Source organism: Streptomyces sp. NPDC101166 (assembly GCF_044768125.1).
Lineage (GTDB): Bacteria > Actinomycetota > Actinomycetes > Streptomycetales > Streptomycetaceae > Streptomyces.
The window spans coordinates 255527-271769 of the sequence record NZ_JBIWPF010000001.1 but is presented as its reverse complement, the minus strand read 5'-3'; the positions used below and the strand labels follow the sequence as shown (position 1 = coordinate 271769).

At 72.6% G+C, this 16243-nt stretch carries 16 protein-coding genes; 12 read left to right on the top strand and 4 right to left on the bottom strand.

Annotated elements, in window-relative coordinates; all coding sequences use genetic code 11:
* Positions 1–171 precede the first annotated feature (171 nt).
* The gene (locus ACIRS4_RS01270; protein WP_404188218.1) at positions 172–810 is read right to left on the bottom strand and encodes a hypothetical protein; all 639 of its coding nucleotides are present in this window, start codon (positions 808–810) and stop codon (positions 172–174) included.
* A 617-nt stretch (positions 811–1427) separates the two neighbouring features.
* On the opposite strand from ACIRS4_RS01270, the gene ACIRS4_RS01265 reads away from it, so the two are divergent.
* The 8 genes from ACIRS4_RS01265 (at position 1428) to ACIRS4_RS01230 (ending at position 8121) form a co-directional block, all read left to right on the top strand.
* Entirely contained in the window at positions 1428–2585 is a 1158-nt protein-coding gene (locus ACIRS4_RS01265; protein WP_404188215.1) for a PQQ-dependent sugar dehydrogenase, read from the top strand.
* A 64-nt stretch (positions 2586–2649) separates the two neighbouring features.
* Entirely contained in the window at positions 2650–2790 is a 141-nt protein-coding gene (pqqA, locus tag ACIRS4_RS01260; RefSeq protein ID WP_404188212.1) for a pyrroloquinoline quinone precursor peptide PqqA, read from the top strand.
* Positions 2791–2799: 9 nt separating this feature from the next.
* A complete protein-coding gene (gene pqqB, locus ACIRS4_RS01255) occupies positions 2800–3714 on the top strand; it encodes a pyrroloquinoline quinone biosynthesis protein PqqB (RefSeq protein ID WP_404188210.1) in 915 nt (304 codons plus the stop codon).
* Positions 3711–4460: a pyrroloquinoline-quinone synthase PqqC gene (gene pqqC / locus ACIRS4_RS01250; RefSeq protein WP_404188208.1), complete on the top strand. Its 750-nt coding sequence runs from the start codon at positions 3711–3713 to the stop codon at positions 4458–4460. The genes pqqB and pqqC overlap by 4 nt, the downstream gene beginning before the upstream one ends.
* Entirely contained in the window at positions 4460–4729 is a 270-nt protein-coding gene (pqqD, locus tag ACIRS4_RS01245) for a pyrroloquinoline quinone biosynthesis peptide chaperone PqqD (RefSeq protein ID WP_404188205.1), read from the top strand. The genes pqqC and pqqD overlap by 1 nt, the downstream gene beginning before the upstream one ends.
* The gene (gene pqqE, locus ACIRS4_RS01240; RefSeq protein WP_404188202.1) at positions 4717–5856 is read left to right on the top strand and encodes a pyrroloquinoline quinone biosynthesis protein PqqE; all 1140 of its coding nucleotides are present in this window, start codon (positions 4717–4719) and stop codon (positions 5854–5856) included. The genes pqqD and pqqE overlap by 13 nt, the downstream gene beginning before the upstream one ends.
* A gap of 167 nt (positions 5857–6023) precedes the next feature.
* A complete protein-coding gene (locus tag ACIRS4_RS01235; RefSeq protein WP_404188199.1) occupies positions 6024–6782 on the top strand; it encodes an IclR family transcriptional regulator in 759 nt (252 codons plus the stop codon).
* A 154-nt stretch (positions 6783–6936) separates the two neighbouring features.
* Positions 6937–8121 (top strand): PP2C family protein-serine/threonine phosphatase, encoded by a 1185-nt coding sequence (locus tag ACIRS4_RS01230; protein ID WP_404188197.1) that lies wholly within the window; start codon positions 6937–6939, stop codon positions 8119–8121.
* A gap of 49 nt (positions 8122–8170) precedes the next feature.
* Here ACIRS4_RS01230 and ACIRS4_RS01225 read toward each other — a convergent pair whose 3' ends face one another.
* Positions 8171–8596, bottom strand: a complete 426-nt coding sequence (locus ACIRS4_RS01225) for an ATP-binding protein (protein ID WP_404188194.1) — start codon at positions 8594–8596, stop codon at positions 8171–8173.
* 199 nt (positions 8597–8795) lie between these two features.
* Here ACIRS4_RS01225 and ACIRS4_RS01220 point away from each other — a divergent pair, with 199 nt between their 5' ends.
* The 4 genes from ACIRS4_RS01220 to ACIRS4_RS01205 all read left to right on the top strand — a co-directional run bounded on the left by ACIRS4_RS01220 (position 8796) and on the right by ACIRS4_RS01205 (position 13975).
* The gene (locus ACIRS4_RS01220; protein WP_404188191.1) at positions 8796–9563 is read left to right on the top strand and encodes an IclR family transcriptional regulator; all 768 of its coding nucleotides are present in this window, start codon (positions 8796–8798) and stop codon (positions 9561–9563) included.
* 72 nt (positions 9564–9635) lie between these two features.
* Positions 9636–11180 carry a glycerol kinase GlpK gene (gene glpK, locus ACIRS4_RS01215; RefSeq protein ID WP_404188188.1) on the top strand — a complete coding sequence of 515 codons (1545 nt, stop codon included), beginning with the start codon at positions 9636–9638 and terminating at the stop codon, positions 11178–11180.
* A 185-nt stretch (positions 11181–11365) separates the two neighbouring features.
* A complete protein-coding gene (locus ACIRS4_RS01210) occupies positions 11366–13111 on the top strand; it encodes a VanW family protein (protein ID WP_404188186.1) in 1746 nt (581 codons plus the stop codon).
* A 51-nt stretch (positions 13112–13162) separates the two neighbouring features.
* Positions 13163–13975 (top strand): VOC family protein, encoded by an 813-nt coding sequence (locus tag ACIRS4_RS01205; RefSeq protein ID WP_404188183.1) that lies wholly within the window; start codon positions 13163–13165, stop codon positions 13973–13975.
* Positions 13976–14264: 289 nt separating this feature from the next.
* On the opposite strand, the gene ACIRS4_RS01200 is transcribed toward ACIRS4_RS01205, so the two are convergent.
* Positions 14265–14423, bottom strand: a complete 159-nt coding sequence (locus ACIRS4_RS01200; RefSeq protein WP_404188180.1) for a hypothetical protein — start codon at positions 14421–14423, stop codon at positions 14265–14267.
* A 138-nt stretch (positions 14424–14561) separates the two neighbouring features.
* A complete protein-coding gene (locus ACIRS4_RS01195; protein ID WP_404188177.1) occupies positions 14562–16181 on the bottom strand; it encodes an alpha/beta hydrolase in 1620 nt (539 codons plus the stop codon).
* Positions 16182–16243 lie beyond the last annotated feature (62 nt).

Genomic DNA, 16243 nt, shown 5'->3' with positions numbered 1-16243 from the left:
CCCGCTCGACCATCCTCCGCGCCCGCCGGGGATGCGGCGACGAGGAGCGGTCCATCGGAGTGACGGGCGCGGACGACGGGACGCCTTCGCGGCGCGGTCGGGTGAGCCGGCAGGGGGGAGCGGGCGGTGTGAGCGGGCGTGCGGGCTGGTGGGGGCGAGCGGGCGTGCCGCTCAGACCGCCTCGGGGGTCTTCGAGGGTGCGGGGCGTCGACCCCGCAGCACGGACACGCTGATGATCAGCGCCCAGGCCGGGAACACCAGCTCCGACCAGGGCACGTCCGCCCCCACCACGAGCAGCGTCAGCCCCGCGAGATAGCCGACGAGGATGAGCGGACGGGGGAAGACGCCGAGGCGGCGGCCGATGGCGGAGGTCGTGAAGATGAACACCGCCGCCATCCGCATCGCGTACGTGGTGAGCAGCGCGTAGGCGAAGTGGCGGCCGAACGCCGACGGCTGCTGGCTCTCGGCCAGCACCGTCGCCGCCGCCGCGGCGCTGGCGAACAGCGTGGCGACGAAGACCAGCCCGCTGCCGAGGAACACCGTGGCCACGAACCGGTCCTCGCCCTCGCCGGCCTGCTCGCGCAGCGCCCCCATGAACCACAGGAAGGCGATGCCGGCGAAGGGCACCAGCGCCAGCGCCGACCGCACGGCGCCGCGCTGCCCCTCGCTGACGGCGACCTCGTCCCCGCCGGCTCCGCCGGGCAGGGCCGACCGCATCAGGACGATCGCCGCCGCCATGAGGACCGCGAAGACGATCCCGGCGATCCCGGCGGCCCGGGGCGTCCCCAGGCGCTCCTGCTTGTGCGCCATCGCTGCTCGCTTTCTGTCCGCTGCCGTCGGTACAGGTCCTGCCTAAAGCCAGCAGCATCACGGAGCGTCCCGCCACCGGGAGCGCCGCGCCACGGGGCGGCTCAGCGGCTGCGGATGGCGCTGGTGGTGAAGAACCCGGTGGCGGCGGCGGTGATCAGGGCGCAGACGGTGAACAGGACGGTGCGTCGCATGGGGAGACCTTTCGGCGGTGACGACGGATGGGTCCTGCTCAACGCCCGCCGGGTGCGAGTCGCTTCGCCGGCGGGCCGACGCCACCCGGACAGACGCGACCGTGCGGGGGGCCGCCGGCCCCGGAAGCGATGTCCGGCGCCGGGCGCGGGGGCGGCGACCTGAGCGAGAACGGGTAGCCCGGTATGCCGCCGGCTTCGGTCGTGAACCGATGTCGGGCCGTCAGCCCGATGGGGGAATTCCGGTGGCTCGCGCGGAAATTCTGGCTCAATACTCCCTACAGAAGACATCGCCATGTCCCGCGCCCCGTTTCTCTTTCCGGGAATGCATCACCATGCGGCGCAGGAATGGGCGTCTCGGTAATGATTTCGACGGCGGATCCCTTTTCGGAATGCAGCCGTCTTCCGCCACGACAGGAAAGGCATCACATGTCACGCTTGGCGCATTCGGCGCTGCATCGGGTCCGTCCGGGCAGAGCCGCGATCGCTGCCGTCACCGCTCTGCTCGGCGCCTGCGTCCTGCAGCCGACGACAGCGACCGCGGTGGCGGAGAACCCTGCATCGCAGGCGGCGGTCGGGGCGGGTACCCGGGCCGACCGCCGCGCCCCGTCCGGCGTGTCCGTCCTCTCCGACAAGTGGACGAGGCCCTGGGCCATCTCCTTCCTGCCCGACGGGAAGAGGGCGCTGGTGACCGAGCGCCGTAGCGCCACGGTGTGGATCCAGAACAGCGACGGGTCCAAGAAGAAGGTGGGCGCGGTGCCGAACACCGTAGTCCCCTCTCCTGCCCGCGCGATCGGAAGCGGCGGACTGCTGGGCGTGGCCCCCTCTCCGACCTGGAACGGCACCACGGACAAGGACGTCTTCTTCGTCCATACGGCCGCCGCCGACATCCGGGTCGTGAAGATGCACTTCGACGGCGCCTCCCTCAGCCACTACACCGTCGTGCTGGGCGGGATCACCCGAGGCGGGGACCACAACGGCGGCAAGATCGCCTTCGGCCCCGACGGCTATCTGTACGTCAGCGTCGGCGACGCCCTCCGGGGGACTCTCGCGCAGGACCGGAACTCGCTCAACGGGAAGATCCTGCGCATCACCAAGGGCGGCGCGGCAGCGCCCGGGAACCCGTTCGGCAACCGCGTCTACAGCCTTGGCCACCGCAATCCCCAAGGCCTCGCCTGGGACGCCCGGGGCAGGCTGTGGGAAACCGAGATCGGCGAGTCCACGTGGGACGAGCTCAACCTGATCAGTCCGGGCGCGAACTACGGCTGGCCCACCTGCGAGGGGTCCTGCGCCAAAGCGGGCATGACCAACCCCAAGAAGGTCTGGCACCCGGACCAAGGAGGCGTGCCCGCCCAGATCGCGATCAAGCGCGACGTCATCTACGTCTCCACGCTCCTCGGCCAGCGGCTGTGGGCGTTGCCGATCGACAGCACCGGCAAGAACGTCGGAACGGCGAAGTCGTACTACAACGGCTCCTACGGCCGGCTGCGTGCCATCGCCAAGGTCCCCGGCCGCGACGAGCTGTGGGTCGGCACGACCGACCGCGGAGACGACAAGGACCGCATCCTCAGGATCGGCGTCAAGTGACCTCCCCCTCTACCGACTCCTCACGCAGGAGTGAAGTCACCACCCCCGAAAGGAAGGTACGCACATGACGGACACCATGGAGCAGCCCGAGCAGGCGGCCGCGACCACCACGGAGCAGGCCGACACGACCCCCTGGCAGACGCCCGGGTACACGGTCGTCGACACCGCCCTGGAAGTCACCGCCTACTCCCTCTCCACGCGCTAGTCTGCCGCCATGCTGCTGCAGGTGCTCGGCACCGCGGCCGGCGGCGGCGTCCCGCAGTGGAACTGTGCGTGCCCCGGGTGTTCCGGGGCACGCGCGCATCCCGAGCGGCGCCGCCGTCACGCGTCGCTCGCCATCCGCACGGACGAGGACCGCTGGTACCTCGTCAACGCCACCCCCGACGTCGGCGACCAGATCGAAGCCCACCGGGCGCTCCACCCCGGGCCCGGCCCCCGGCAGACACCGATCGCCGGTGTCGTCCTCACCGACGCCGAGCTCGACCACACCCTGGGCGTCGCGCGGCTGCGTGAGGCCCAGGCTGTGGAGATCCTCGCCACCGCCCCGGTCCGCCGGGCCCTGAACGACCGCCTGCGCCTCGGCGACGTACTGAGTCCCTACACGGCTCTGACGTGGCGCGAACTGCCGTGTCACAGCACGCAGCCGCTGAGCGGCGACGCCCTCGGCCCGTCCGGCCGAGGGGTGCGGATCAGCGCCGTCCCCGTGTCCGCCAAGCGCCCCCGCTACGCCGCCGACGCCCCCGAGGACGACGCGTGGGTGGTGGCCCTGCGCCTGTACGATCCGGCCACCGGCAAGACGGCCGTCTACGCCCCGGCCGTGGCCGCCTGGTCCGAGGCGCTGCACCGCGTCGCCTCCGAGGCCGACTGCGTCATCGTCGACGGCACCTTCTGGGACGACGAAGAGCCGCGCCGCACCGGTGTCTCCTCCCGCACCGCCACCGGCATGGGGCATCTGCCCATCGACGGACCCGGCGGCACCGCGGGCATCCTGAGCACACTGTCCGGCCGCTGCCTCTACACGCACCTCAACAACACCAACCCCCTTGTCGATCCCACTGCGGCGCAGCACAAGCGGCTCGCGGCACTGGGCATCGAGGTGGCCGACGACGAGATGGTGATCGAGCTGTGACCACGGCACTCGCCGCCCCGACGGAGCCCTGGAGCCCCGTTGAGTTCGAAGCCCGCCTGCGTACGGTGGGGCAGGAGCGCTACCACGACCGCCACCCCTTCAACGTGCGCATGCACGAGGGCGACCTCAGCCCGGCAGAGATCCGCCGTTGGATCGTCAACCGCTTCCACTACCAGCGCCACATCCCCGTCAAGGACGCGCTGATCACCGCGAAGCTGGACTCCCCGCGGCTGCGACGCATGTGGCTGCGGCGGATCGAGGATCACGACGGCCGTCGGGAAGGCGAGGGGGGAATCGAGCGCTGGCTGCGGCTGGGCGAGGCGGCCGGCCTGGACCGCGCGACCCTGCAGACGGGTGAGGCCGTACTGCCGGGCGTGCGGCTGGCGGTGGAGGGCTACGTCAACTTCTGCCGCCTGCGCCCGCCGCTGGAGGCGGTCGCGGCATCGCTCACCGAGCTGACGGCTCCCGACCTGATGCGCCTGCGCATCGACGCCTTCGAGGGCCACTACACCTGGATCGAGCCGTCCGGACTCGACTACTTCCGCACCCGGGTCGACCAGGGGCGGCGCGACAGCGACGAGGCCCTCGCCCTCGTCCTGGAGTGGGCCCGTACCCGCGAAGAGCAACAGCGGGCCGTGGCCGCGCTGACCTTCAAGTGCGACGTGCTGTGGGCCTTGCTCGACGCCGTGCAGCAGGCCGGGCAGCACTCGGACGACCAGCCGTCCGGCCGGCGAGGGCAGATGTGATGCCGGAGCCCGAGAGCCCGTGGCGTCCGGCCCTCGCCCCCGCGCTGATGCTGCGGCACGACACCGTGCGGGGCACGGACCTGCTGCTCCTGCCGGAGCGCGTCGTCGTCCTCGAGGGAAACGCCGGCCAGGTCCTCGGCCTGTGCGACGGCACGCGCACCGTCCGCGCAATCGTCGGCGCACTGGCCGAGCGCTACCCGTGCGCTCCGGTGGCCGCCGAGATCCCCTCCTTCCTCGACCGCCTGCACCAGGAGGGTTGGCTCACGTGACCATTCCCCAGGCTTCCCCGGACCCCGTACGTCCGCCACGCCCCTGGGCTCTGCTCGCCGAACTCACCCACGCCTGCCCGCTCCACTGCCCGTACTGCTCCAACCCGCTGGAACTGAAGCGCCGTTCGGGCGAACTGAGCACCGAGGAGTGGACGGACCTGATGCGCCAAGCCGGGGCGCTGGGCGTCGTACAGGCTCATCTCTCCGGCGGTGAACCGCTGTTGCGCCCCGATCTTGAGCAGATCGTCGCTGCTGCCTCGTCCGCCGAGATCTACACCCAGCTGGTCACGAGCGGCACCGCTCTGGACGAGGCCCGGCTGGGCGCGTTGTGCGCGGCGGGGCTCCGTAGTGTTCAGCTCTCCGTGCAGCACGCGGACGCCCGGGCGAACGACCGGATCGCCGGACGCCCGTCCTCCTTCGCGGACAAGGAGCGGGCCGCGGCACTCGTTCGCGGGTCCGGGCTTCCCCTCGGTCTCAATGTGGTGCTGCACCGTGACAACCTCGACGCCGTCGACGCACTCATCGAGTTGGGCGTGGCCTGGGGTGTGGACCGCATCGAGCTGGCCAACGCCCAGTTCTACGGCTGGGGCCTGCTCAACCGTGCCGCGTTGCTGCCCGCACACGACCAGTTGGTCCGGGCCCGGGAGACCGTCGAACGCCGGCGGGAGCAGCTCGCCGGCCGTCTCGACCTGGTCTGGGTCGTCCCCGACTACTTCGACGGCGTCGCGAAGCCGTGCATGGGCGGGTGGGGGGCGGTCTCGCTCACCGTCGCACCCGACGGCACCGTCCTGCCCTGCCCGGCCGCCGCGTCCTTGCCGGGCCTCGACGCGCCCAACGTCCGGGACCGTTCGCTCGCCTGGATCTGGGACCACTCCGCGGCCTTCAACCGCTTCCGCGGCACCGACTGGATGAGCGGCCCGTGCGGCGGCTGTCCGCGCCGGGAGGAGGACTTCGGCGGCTGTCGCTGCCAGGCGTACGCCCTCACCGGTGACGCCGCCCGCACGGACCCGGCGTGCGGGCTGTCCCCCGACCACCACCTTGTTCGCACCCTTGTCGACCAGGGCCCGGCCCAGGACCCGCCCCCCTACGTCTACCGCCGCCCCGGAGCGGTACCGCAAGCCCACTGAGGGCCACCGAGCCGCCACCGCCCGCCCCGTATCGCGCACGCCCGCGATTCCCGCACCCCGCCGGCCGGGGTGCGGTCGCCGTACCGGCCGCGTCAGCCGTCGCGCAGGGCCTTGTCGCGTCGTGCGTGCGCCTTGCCTGTGCGGCCCGTCCGGCGCACGCTGTGGGTATGGGTGCTCAAGACGGCCCCACGCTCATCACCTCCGTCCAGCGCGCGTTCCGGCTGCTGGAGGCGGTGGGCGCGCACGAGAACGGCGCTCCGGCCAAACAGCTGGCCCGGGAGACCGGCCTGCCCCTGGCCACGGCCTACCACCTGCTGCGCACGCTCGTCCACGACGGATACGTGCGCAAGCTCGACGACGGCGTGTTCGTCCTCGGCGACAAGCTGCGGGCGCTGCACACCGACGGCCGCGGTCAGGCCCTGCTCAGCCGGGTCCGGCCGACGCTCGCCGCGCTGCGCGACGAGCTGACCGCCCCCGCCTACCTCACCTTCTACGAGGACGGGGAGATCCGGGTCGCGGAGATCGTCGACGGTCCGCGTACGCCCAGGGTCGACCTGTGGGTGGGGTTCGAGGACGCCGGGCACGCCACCGCGCTGGGCAAGTCCGTGTTGCGGGAGATGCCGGCGGAGGCCCGCGACGACTACCTCTCCCGGCACCACCTCGCCGATCTGACCCCGCGGACCATCACCAGCCGCCCGGAGCTCCTGAGGCGGCTCGACGTCTCCCCCCTCGCCCCGGCCGTGACGGACCTGGAGGAGTACGCGCTCGGCACGGTGTGCGTCGCCGTGCCCGTCTACAGCGGGGAGGTCATCGGCTCGCTCGGCGTCTCGCTGCCCGCCGACCGGCTCTCCCGGCTCGACGAGGTGCGCCGCCGGCTGATCCCCACCGCGAACCGTGTGACCAGGAGCCTCTCGCTCACTATCTGAAAACCCTCTCCTTGTGACGACGCGGTCGCACCCGTTTTCCTGGACTAACCGGATGAACCGGACAAGCCCGGCACGCCAGGTGAACCGGGCCGACGGCCCGTCCGGGATGCGCACCCCCGTACACCCGCACACAGGTGAGGACCACCGACACAACATGAGTCAGGCGCGAGACCACGGTGACGCCCACGGCCCGATACGGCAGCCCCTGAGTACTGCCCTGCGGCTCCTGAGGACCACGCTGCCGCGACGGCTCCTCCTGCCCCTCCTGCCCGTGCTCGTCGTCGCCGCCGTCGTCCTCGTCGACCTCGTCGGCGGAGCCGGCCTGATCTGGCTGCCCGTCCTCGCGGCGGGACCGGCGCTGGCCGCCATCACCAGCGGGCCGCGCGGCGTCCTCTGCGTCGGACTCCTCGCCGCCGCGCTGGGCACGATGCTCGGCATCCGGGACGCCGTGCACGGCCGCGAACTCCTCGCCGTCCTGTCGGCCGTCGTGGCCGTCACCCTGGCCAGCGCCCTGACGGGCTCGCTGCGCCGGCGTCGGGAGCGGGTCCTCGCCGACGTCCGCTCCGTCGCCGAGGCCGCCCAGCACGCGCTGCTCAAGCCCGTCCCGGAGGTCGTCGGCCCGTTCCGGGCGGCCGTGCGCTACAGCGCCGCGGCCGCGGAGGCCCGCATCGGCGGCGACCTCTACGCCCTCGTGCCCACGCCGTACGGAGTCCGGCTGATCGTCGGCGACGTGCGGGGCAAGGGGCTCCCGGCGGTGGGGACCGCCGCGCTCGTGGTCGGCGTGTTCCGCGAGGCCGCGTACGACGAGCCCGACCTGCTCGCCGTCGTCGGCCGGATCGAGCGGAGCCTCGCGCGCAACCTGGGCGGCGACGACTTCGTCACCGCCGTGGTCGCCGGCTATCCACGGCCCGGGCGGCTGGAAGTGGTCAACTGCGGTCACGCCCCGCCGCTGCTGGTGCGCGAATCCGGCGACGTCGTCCCGCTGGAGCCCACCCGGCCGACCCCGCCGCTGGGACTGCGGGCCCTGTCGGGGGAGGCGCCGGTGCTTCAGGAGCTGCCCTTCGCCGACGGGGAGCAACTGCTGCTCTACACCGACGGCGTCACCGAGGCCCGCGACCAGAACCGGGAGTTCTACCCGCTCGCCGAAGGCCTGGAACGCCATGCCGGCGACGAGCCGGCGCGCACGCTCTCCGCGCTCCACGACGAACTGCTGGCCCATGTGGGCGGCCGTCTGCACGACGACGCCGCGCTGCTCCTGCTGAGCAAGCCGTCCCTGGCCGCCCCTGCCGTCCGGGAGGCCGACCCGGACTCCCGCGACACGGCGCCGGTGGCGTCCTGAGGCGGCTCCTGAGGCCGCGGCCCCCGGTACGAGCTCCGCTCGCGCCCGCTCACACCGCCACGAGATCCGCCCACCGGGTGACCCCGTCGCGGTGGACGCGTACGCCGTGCCGGGTCGCCAGGGCGTGCACGATGTGCTCGCCTCGTCCGTGCTCGTCGGGGTCGACCTCCGCGGGCGTCTCGCCCGCGCCGAGCGCCGGCCCCGCGTCGGTCACCTCCACCCGCAGCGTGCTGAGCCCGCCGCTGCGCAGCAGCGACAGCCGCAGCTCCGCCGGGGGCAGGGCATGGACGAACGCGTTGGTCAGCAGTTCCGAGACCACCAGCAGGGAGTCCTCGGCCAGAGCCGAGGAGACGTCCCACTCGGCCAGCACCGCCCCGGCCCGCCGGCGCACGCTCGACACAGCGCCGGTCACGGGAGGAAGCCGCCACACGTGTGCGACGTCCTCCCGAACCATCCTGTTCAGCTCCAGCGGCATCTGCTTGTCCTCCGATGAGCGGTGAGTGACCGGGCGCCGGCCGTGGTGCGCGTGCCCGGCCACGGTGCACGTTACGAACCGGACGAAGCGGTAGTCAATGAACGAAGGTCGGCATTGCCGAACGCATCCGCCGGCCTGATGCCGAAACGGCCCTCTTCCCCGCACGGCGCACCGCCCTCGGCGGTACTAGGCTCGCTACATGGCCGGCCCAGTCCAGTCCATCGAACGGGCGGCGGCGATCCTGCGTCTGCTCGCCGGCGGGCCGCGCCGGCTGGGGCTCGGCGAGGTGGCGGCCTCGCTCGGGCTGGCGAAGGGCACCGCGCACGGCATACTGCGCACGCTCCAGCACGTCGACTTCGTCGAGCAGGACGCCGCGACCGGGAAGTACCAGCTCGGCGCCGCGCTCCTGCACCTGGGCACCAGCTACCTGGACGTCAACGAACTGCGCTCGCGCTCCATCAACTGGGCCGACGCCCTGGCCGCCCGCAGCGGCGAGGCGGTCCGCCTGGGCACCCCGCTGGAGGGCCAGGTCCTCGTCGTCCACCATGTCTTCCGGCCGGACGACACCCTCCAGACCCTGGACGTGGGATCGCTGCTGCCCCTGCACGCCTCCTCCCTCGGCAAGGTGCTGCTCGCCTTCGGCACCGCGCCCCTGGAGACGGCCGTGGAGGCCGGGCTGGAGGCGTACACCCGGCACACCCTGGTCACCCGCGAACAGCTCACCCGGGCGCTCGCCGACGTCCGGGAAGTGGGCTGGGCCGGCGAGGTCCAGGAGCTGAGCATGGGTGAGGCCGGCGTCGCCGCGCCGATCCGGGGGCACGGCGGCCTCGTCGTGGGCGCCATCGGACTGTCCGGCCCCGTCGAGCGGATCTGCGACGGCCAGGGCAGGCCCCGGCCGAGCCTGATCACCCTCCTGCGGGAGGCGGCGCGCGCCATCTCCAGAGACCTGGGCGCGACACGCTGGTGACCCCGCCGCCCGCCTGAGCACATCGGTACATCGGTACATCGGTACATCGGTCACGGGAAGGCAGACCCGATCATGGTTGCACGGTACGTAATGTCCATCGATCAGGGCACCAACTCCACCCGATGCATCCTGTTCGACCATCACGGCCGGCTGGTGACGGTCGCCCAGCGGGAGCACCAGCAGTACTTCCCCAGACCCGGATGGGTCGAGCACGACGCCGTCGAGATCTGGCGCAACCTCCAGCGGGTCGTGCCCGAGGCGCTCTCCGACGGAGGGATCGGCCCGGAGGAGGTCGCCGCCGTCGGCATCGCCAACCAGCGGGAGACGACCGTGCTGTGGGACCGGCGCACCGGCGCCCCGCTGGGCAGGGCCATCGTCTGGCAGGACACCCGTACCGGGCCGCTCGTCGAAGAACTCGGACGCCGGCCCGGAGACGAGTTCTTCCTTCAGCGCTGTGCGCTGCCGCCCTCCACGTACTTCTCGGCGCTGCGGATCCGCTGGCTCTTCGACCACGTCCCCGGCCTGGAGAAGCGGGCCAAGGACGGCGAGGTGCTCTTCGGCACGATGGAGACCTGGCTGATCTGGAACCTCACCGGGGGAGCGGACGGCGGACTGCACATCACCGACGCCACCAACGCCGGCCGCACCATGCTGATGAACATCCGCACGCTGACCTGGGACGAGGACCTCCTGTCCTTCTTCGGCGTGCCCCGCCCGATGCTGCCCGAGATCCGCTCCTCCGCCGAGAGCTACGGCGTGGCCCGCTCGGTGCTGCCCGGCATCCGCATCACGGCCGCCCTCGGCGACCAGCAGGCCGCCCTGTTCGGCCAGACCTGCTTCTCGCCGGGCGAGGCGAAGTGCACGTACGGCACGGGCGGCTTCCTGCTCCTCAACACCGGCACCGAAGTCGTGCGCTCCCGGCACGGGCTGCTCACCACCGTCGCGTACAAGATCGGGGACCAGCCGCAGGTCTACGCCCTGGAGGGCTCCATCGCCGTCACCGGCGCGCTCGTGCAGTGGTTCCGGGACCGCCTCGGACTGATCAACAGCGCACCGGAGATCGAGACCCTGGCACGCTCGGTCGAGGACAACGGCGGCTGCTACATCGTCCCCGCCTTCTCCGGCCTGTTCGCCCCCCACTGGCGCAGCGACGCGCGCGGCGTCATCGTCGGCCTGACCTCGTACATCACCAAGGGGCACCTGGCCCGGGCCGTGCTGGAGGCCACCGGCTGGCAGACCCGGGAGGTCGTCGACGCCATGAACGCCGACTTCCCCGTGGCACTGCGGCAGCTCAAGGTGGACGGCGGCATGACGGCCGACAACCTCCTCATGCAGTTCGTGGCCGACGTGCTCGACGTGCCGGTGGTGCGGCCCATGGTCGCCGAGACGGTCTCGCTCGGCGCCGCCTATGCCGCAGGACTCGCCGCCGGGTACTGGACGGACCTGGAGGTGCTGCGCCGCAACTGGCATCGCGCCGCCCAGTGGCTGCCGGACATGGACCCCGGCCGACGGGAGTCGGAGTACGACAACTGGCGGCGGGCCGTGGAGCGTGCGGTGGGCTGGATCCAGCCCGCGGAGCATCCGCCGCCCCCAGGGGACGACAGGAACTCGTCATGACGGGATCCGGCCCCGACGAGACCTGCCCCCTGACGTGATGCGGGACATACTGCCACATACCGCCATACGTGTTTTTCGACATAGTCACTCATCACCCGTTTTGGGTAGCTTGAGCTTCTTGCCCGGTTGACGGCGTGTCGTGTCACCGGGTGCACCGCCCGCCGATCGCCCCCTCCTGGAGATTCATGCGCGCCCGAACCCCTGCCGTGCCGTCCCTCGCTCTGACGGGCGGTGCGCTGACCGTCGGCGTCGGGGCTCTGTACCTGACCGGCTCGCTGCTCACCGGCGGCCAGATCGAACCGGGCACGACCGTGCGCGGCGTCGACATCGGCGGCCTCAGCCGCACGGAGGCCGTAGCCAAGCTGGACCGGTACCTGACGGCCCTCGGCTCCCAGGAACTCACCGTCAAGGTCGGGGACCACACCGCCGTCCTCGACCCGAAGCGGGCCGGGCTCTCCTTCGACGCCGAGAAGACCGTCGACCAGGCGGAAAGCACCGGCTCCGGCCCCCTCGACGCCGTCAGCGGCCTCTTCCGCAAGGGCGGCGCCGTCGAGCCCGTCGTACGCCTCGACGAGCCGCGTGCCCGCGCCGCGCTCGGGAACCTGGCGAAGAACCTCGACCAGAAGGTCCGCGACGGCGCCGTCTCCTTCGCCGGCGGCACGGTACGGCAGACCGCCCCGCGCGACGGCTACGCCCTGGACGTGAACGCCGCCGTGCCCGCCCTGCGCGCCTCCTTCCTGCGCGGCCGCCCGCACACCGTCACCGCCCTGCCCGTCTACGAGACCCGGCCCGAGGTCACGGCGGCCGAGGTGCGGCGAGCGGTGCGCGACTTCGCCCGGCCGGCCATGTCCGCGCCCATCACCCTCGTCGCCGACGGTAGACGCTTCACCGTCGGCCCGACCGTCCTGGGCGAGCACCTCAGCATGCGGCCGGACGCCGCCGGCACCCTGCGACCGGAACTGGACGTCGCGGGTCTGCGCGCCGCCCCCGCGGTGTCCCGCCCCCTCGCCGCCATCACCACCACCCCCCGCAACGCCGCACTGCGCCTCGACGGCGACCGGGTCGCCGTGGCCCGCGACGCCCGGACCGGCGTACGCGTCACCGACAAGGCGCTCGGCAAGGCCGTACTGCCACTGCTCACCGGATCGGGGCCCGCCGCCCGTACCGGCGACGTCGCCGTACGCCGCACCCAGCCCGCGCTGACCCGCGAGAACGCCGCCCGGCTCGGCCTGACGGAGAAGATGTCCTCCTTCACCGTCCACTTCGAACGCGCCCCGTACCGCACCAAGAACATCGGCCGGGCCGCACAGCTCATCAACGGCTCCCTCGTCATGCCCGGCCAGACCTGGAGCTTCAACCGCACCGTCGGTGAACGCACCGAGGCCAACGGCTTCGTCGAGGGCATCATGATCCTCGACAACCAGTTCGCCAAGGCGCCCGGCGGCGGCGTCTCCTCCGTCGCCACGACCGTCTACAACGCGCTGTTCTTCGCCGGGGTCAAGCCCCTGGAGCACGGCGCCCACTCCTTCTACATCGAGCGCTACCCGGAGGGCCGCGAGGCGACGGTCGCCTGGGGCACCCTCGACCTCAGGTTCGCCAACGACTCCGGCCACGCCGTCTACATCCAGGCGAAGGCCACCGACACCTCCATCACCGTCACCTTCCTCGGCACCAGGAAGTACGACGAGATCAAGTCGGTCAAGGGCCCCCGGACCAACGTGGTGCAGCCCGAGCACAAGGTGAGCACCGACAAGGAGTGTGTGCCGCAGACCCCGCTGGAGGGCTTCGACGTCACCGTGGACCGGGTCTTCTACCGGGACGGCAAGGTGGTGAAGCGGGAGCCCTTCCGCACCCACTACAACCCGCGCGACGAGATCACCTGCGAACCCGAGCCCAGCCCCAGCCCCACGCCCACCGCCGACGCGCGCTGACCGGGGCCGGATGTCAGGGTGGTGCCCAGGACCTGCGAAAGGGGCATCACCGTGATCACCACCGACCCCGCTCCCGGCTCACCCTGCTGGCTCGACCTCGGCGCTCCCGACGTCCGGACCGCCGCCGCCTTCTACGGCGCGGTGCTCGGCTGGGAGTACCAGTCGATGGGCGGCGGTGAGGCGGGCGACGGCGAGTCCCCCGAAGGCGGAGTGCTCAAGAAGGACGGCAAGACCGTCGCCGGCCTCGGCACGCTGACCGAGGAAGGCGCGCGCTCGGCGTGGATGCTCTACTTCGCCGTCACGGACGCCGACGCCACGACCGAGGCCGTGCGGCGGGCCGGCGGCGCCGTCCGGGTGGCGCCCAGGGATCTCGGCGAGTGGGGCCGGATGGCGCAGTACAGCGACCCCCTCGGCGGCCAGTTCGCCGCATGGCAGCCGGGCTCCGACGCCGGCTTCGAACTGGCCGACGCGGCGGGCTCGTTGTCCTGGACCGAGCTGTGCACCAGCGACGCCCGAGCCGCCAAGGAGTTCTACGGCGCCGTCTTCGGATGGAGCTACAGCGACATGAACCTGCCGGGCGGCGGCGGCCCCTACCACCTCATCACCCCCGCCGGCCTCGCCGAGGACCGCATGCAGGGCGGCGTGATCGAAATCGGCGAGGAGAATCTCTCGCTGACGGGCGGACGGCCGTACTGGCACCCGGTCTTCGCCGTCGCCGACTGCGACGCGGCGGCCGCCGCGGTCACCCGCAACGGCGGCAGCGTGCGGATGGGCCCGCAGGACGCGGAGGGCGTCGGCCGGCTCGCCGTCTGCCTCGACCCCTCGAACGCCGAGTTCGTACTGCTCACCCCGTCCGGGAACTGAGCCGTCCGCGCCGGGACCCCACGCCCCGGCGCAACCTCTGGACTTGCTCAAGAGGGGCTTGAGAGGGCCGCGCCGCAGGGGATGCTCGGAGCAGCAGGCGTGGATCGAACGCCCGGCGGCCAGGGGGGAGAACGAACATGGTGGCGATGCTTTTCGTCGTGGGTGCGGTGCTGGTCGTGGCGGGACTGATCACCTGGAGCGTACGGGCGACGGCGCGTGCGCTGCGGCGCGACGGGGAGGCTTTCGCCCGCCTGTCCGCGGACGCCGCGGCCCGGCGCGCCCGGAACGCTCACCATGCCCGCGGGCACCGGTCGACGGCCGGCGCGGGAAGCGCGGCGCCGTTCGTCGGCGGCGACGACATGTCGTCCTGGTACGCCGCCACAGCGTCCTGCGACGCCTCGCCGAACGGTTCCTCCTGCGGTGGCGGCTCCTCGTCGTGCGGGAGCAACTCCTCTTCCTGTGGTGGGAGTTCGTCCTCCTGTGGGAGTTCGTCGTCGTGCGGGAGCTCGTCGTCGTGCGGCAGTTCGTCGTCCTGCGGCAGCTCCTGCTGACGCCGAGGGGCCGCCGGCTCGTCACGCCGGCCGTGTCACGGCGCCTGCCTCACGGCGCCCGCCGTGCCGCCCCCTCCGGTGGCGATGCCGCCCCGCGGCTCGGGCGTCGGGAACGGCGGCAGACCGGGCTCGCAGGACGCTCCCGGCGGCGGGAGGACGCCGTCGAGGAGATAACGGCTCACGTGGTCCTGCACACACCCGCTGGGGTTGATCAGCGCCGTGTGCCCGTAACCCCGGTGGGTGAGCAGCCGGGCGTCGGCCAGTTCCGCGGCCATCGCCCGCGCGTCCTCGTACGGGGTGGACGGGTCGTAGACCGTGCCGATCACCAGCACGGGGGGCGTCGGCTTGTTCCACGGGCCGAGGTACCGGTCGGCGCCCTTCACCGGCCAGGTGGCGCACGGCTCCGCGGCCCACGTCCAGTAGCGCGCGGTGTCGCCGTGCCGTGCGGCGGCGGCCTCCTCCGCCGCGTGATAGACGCCGGGATCACGGGGATTGGGACTGTCGCCGCAGAACACGGCGGCGGCCTGCTCGTCGCCCGTGTACGGCACCGGGACCGGGGCGGGCGCGACCGCGGAGGACGTCCCAGGCGCTCGCCCCAGCCACAACTGCTGGAGCCGGGCTGCCAGTTCCGTCCAGCCGGGATGGACGACGTACAGGCTGTTCACCGTGTCCGCCACGGTACGGGCGTAGGTCCACGCCCCCACCGGACGCTCCCTCAGCCGCCGCGTCAGCTCTTCGAACTTCTCCCGGGTGGCCCGCGGACCGCCGGCCGAGAAAGCGCAGCGCGCGACCGTCGTGGACCCGCACAGGGACAGGAACCGCTCCAGGGTCGCGGCCGCCGTGCCGTCCGAGCCCATACGCAGGAAGGTGGGGAGCCGGTCCTGTCCGGGCCGGTCACCCGTCCACGCCGACGGCGCGATGTTGCTGTCGAACACCAGGGCGCGCACGGTGTCCGGGAAGAGGCCGGCGTAGGTGGCGCCGAGGATCGTGCCGTAGGAGATCCCGAGGTAGGTGAGGCGTGGCTCGCCCACCGCGCGGCGGAGCCAGTCGAGGTCGCGCGCGGTGTCGGCCGTCGAAACATGGCGCAGCAGCTCCGGGTCACGCCGCTCGCAGGCCCTGCCCAACTCCCGGTAGGCGTCGATCCATTCGGCGCGCTCCCGTTCGCCCACCGGGAAGCCGGCCGGACGGCTCGCGACCCACGCCTCGGACTCCTCAGGGCTCGCGAAGCAGTCGACCGCCGTGCTGTTGCCGACGCCTCGCGGGTCCCAGCTGACGATGTCGAACCGCTCGCGGACCTCGCGCGGGAACGTCGCGTAGTTCTGCGGCATCTGGACCGTCCCCGGCCCGCCGGGACCGCCGGGGTTGAAGAAGAGCGTGCCGACGCGCCGCCCGGGGCCGGTCGCCTTCCGCTTCACCACGGCCAGCCGGATCGTCCGCCCGCCGGGGTCCGCCCAGTCCAGGGGCACCGTCGCCGTGGCGCAGTCGTACCGCGCGTCCTTCGGGCACGGCTTCCAGTCCAACGCCGGCGCGGGGGAGGGGCCTCCGCCGGCAGCGGCGAGAGGGGACACGCTCAGTGCCGTCGAGCAGACCAGCGCCACGGCGGCGACCGCGGCGTACCTCCGTCGACGGCCGGATATCGGACCGGTCCTACGCATGCCACGTCCTTTCACGGCCGGGCGCGCCGACGCCGCCTCGGCGGGCCGCGGCTGGGAGCACG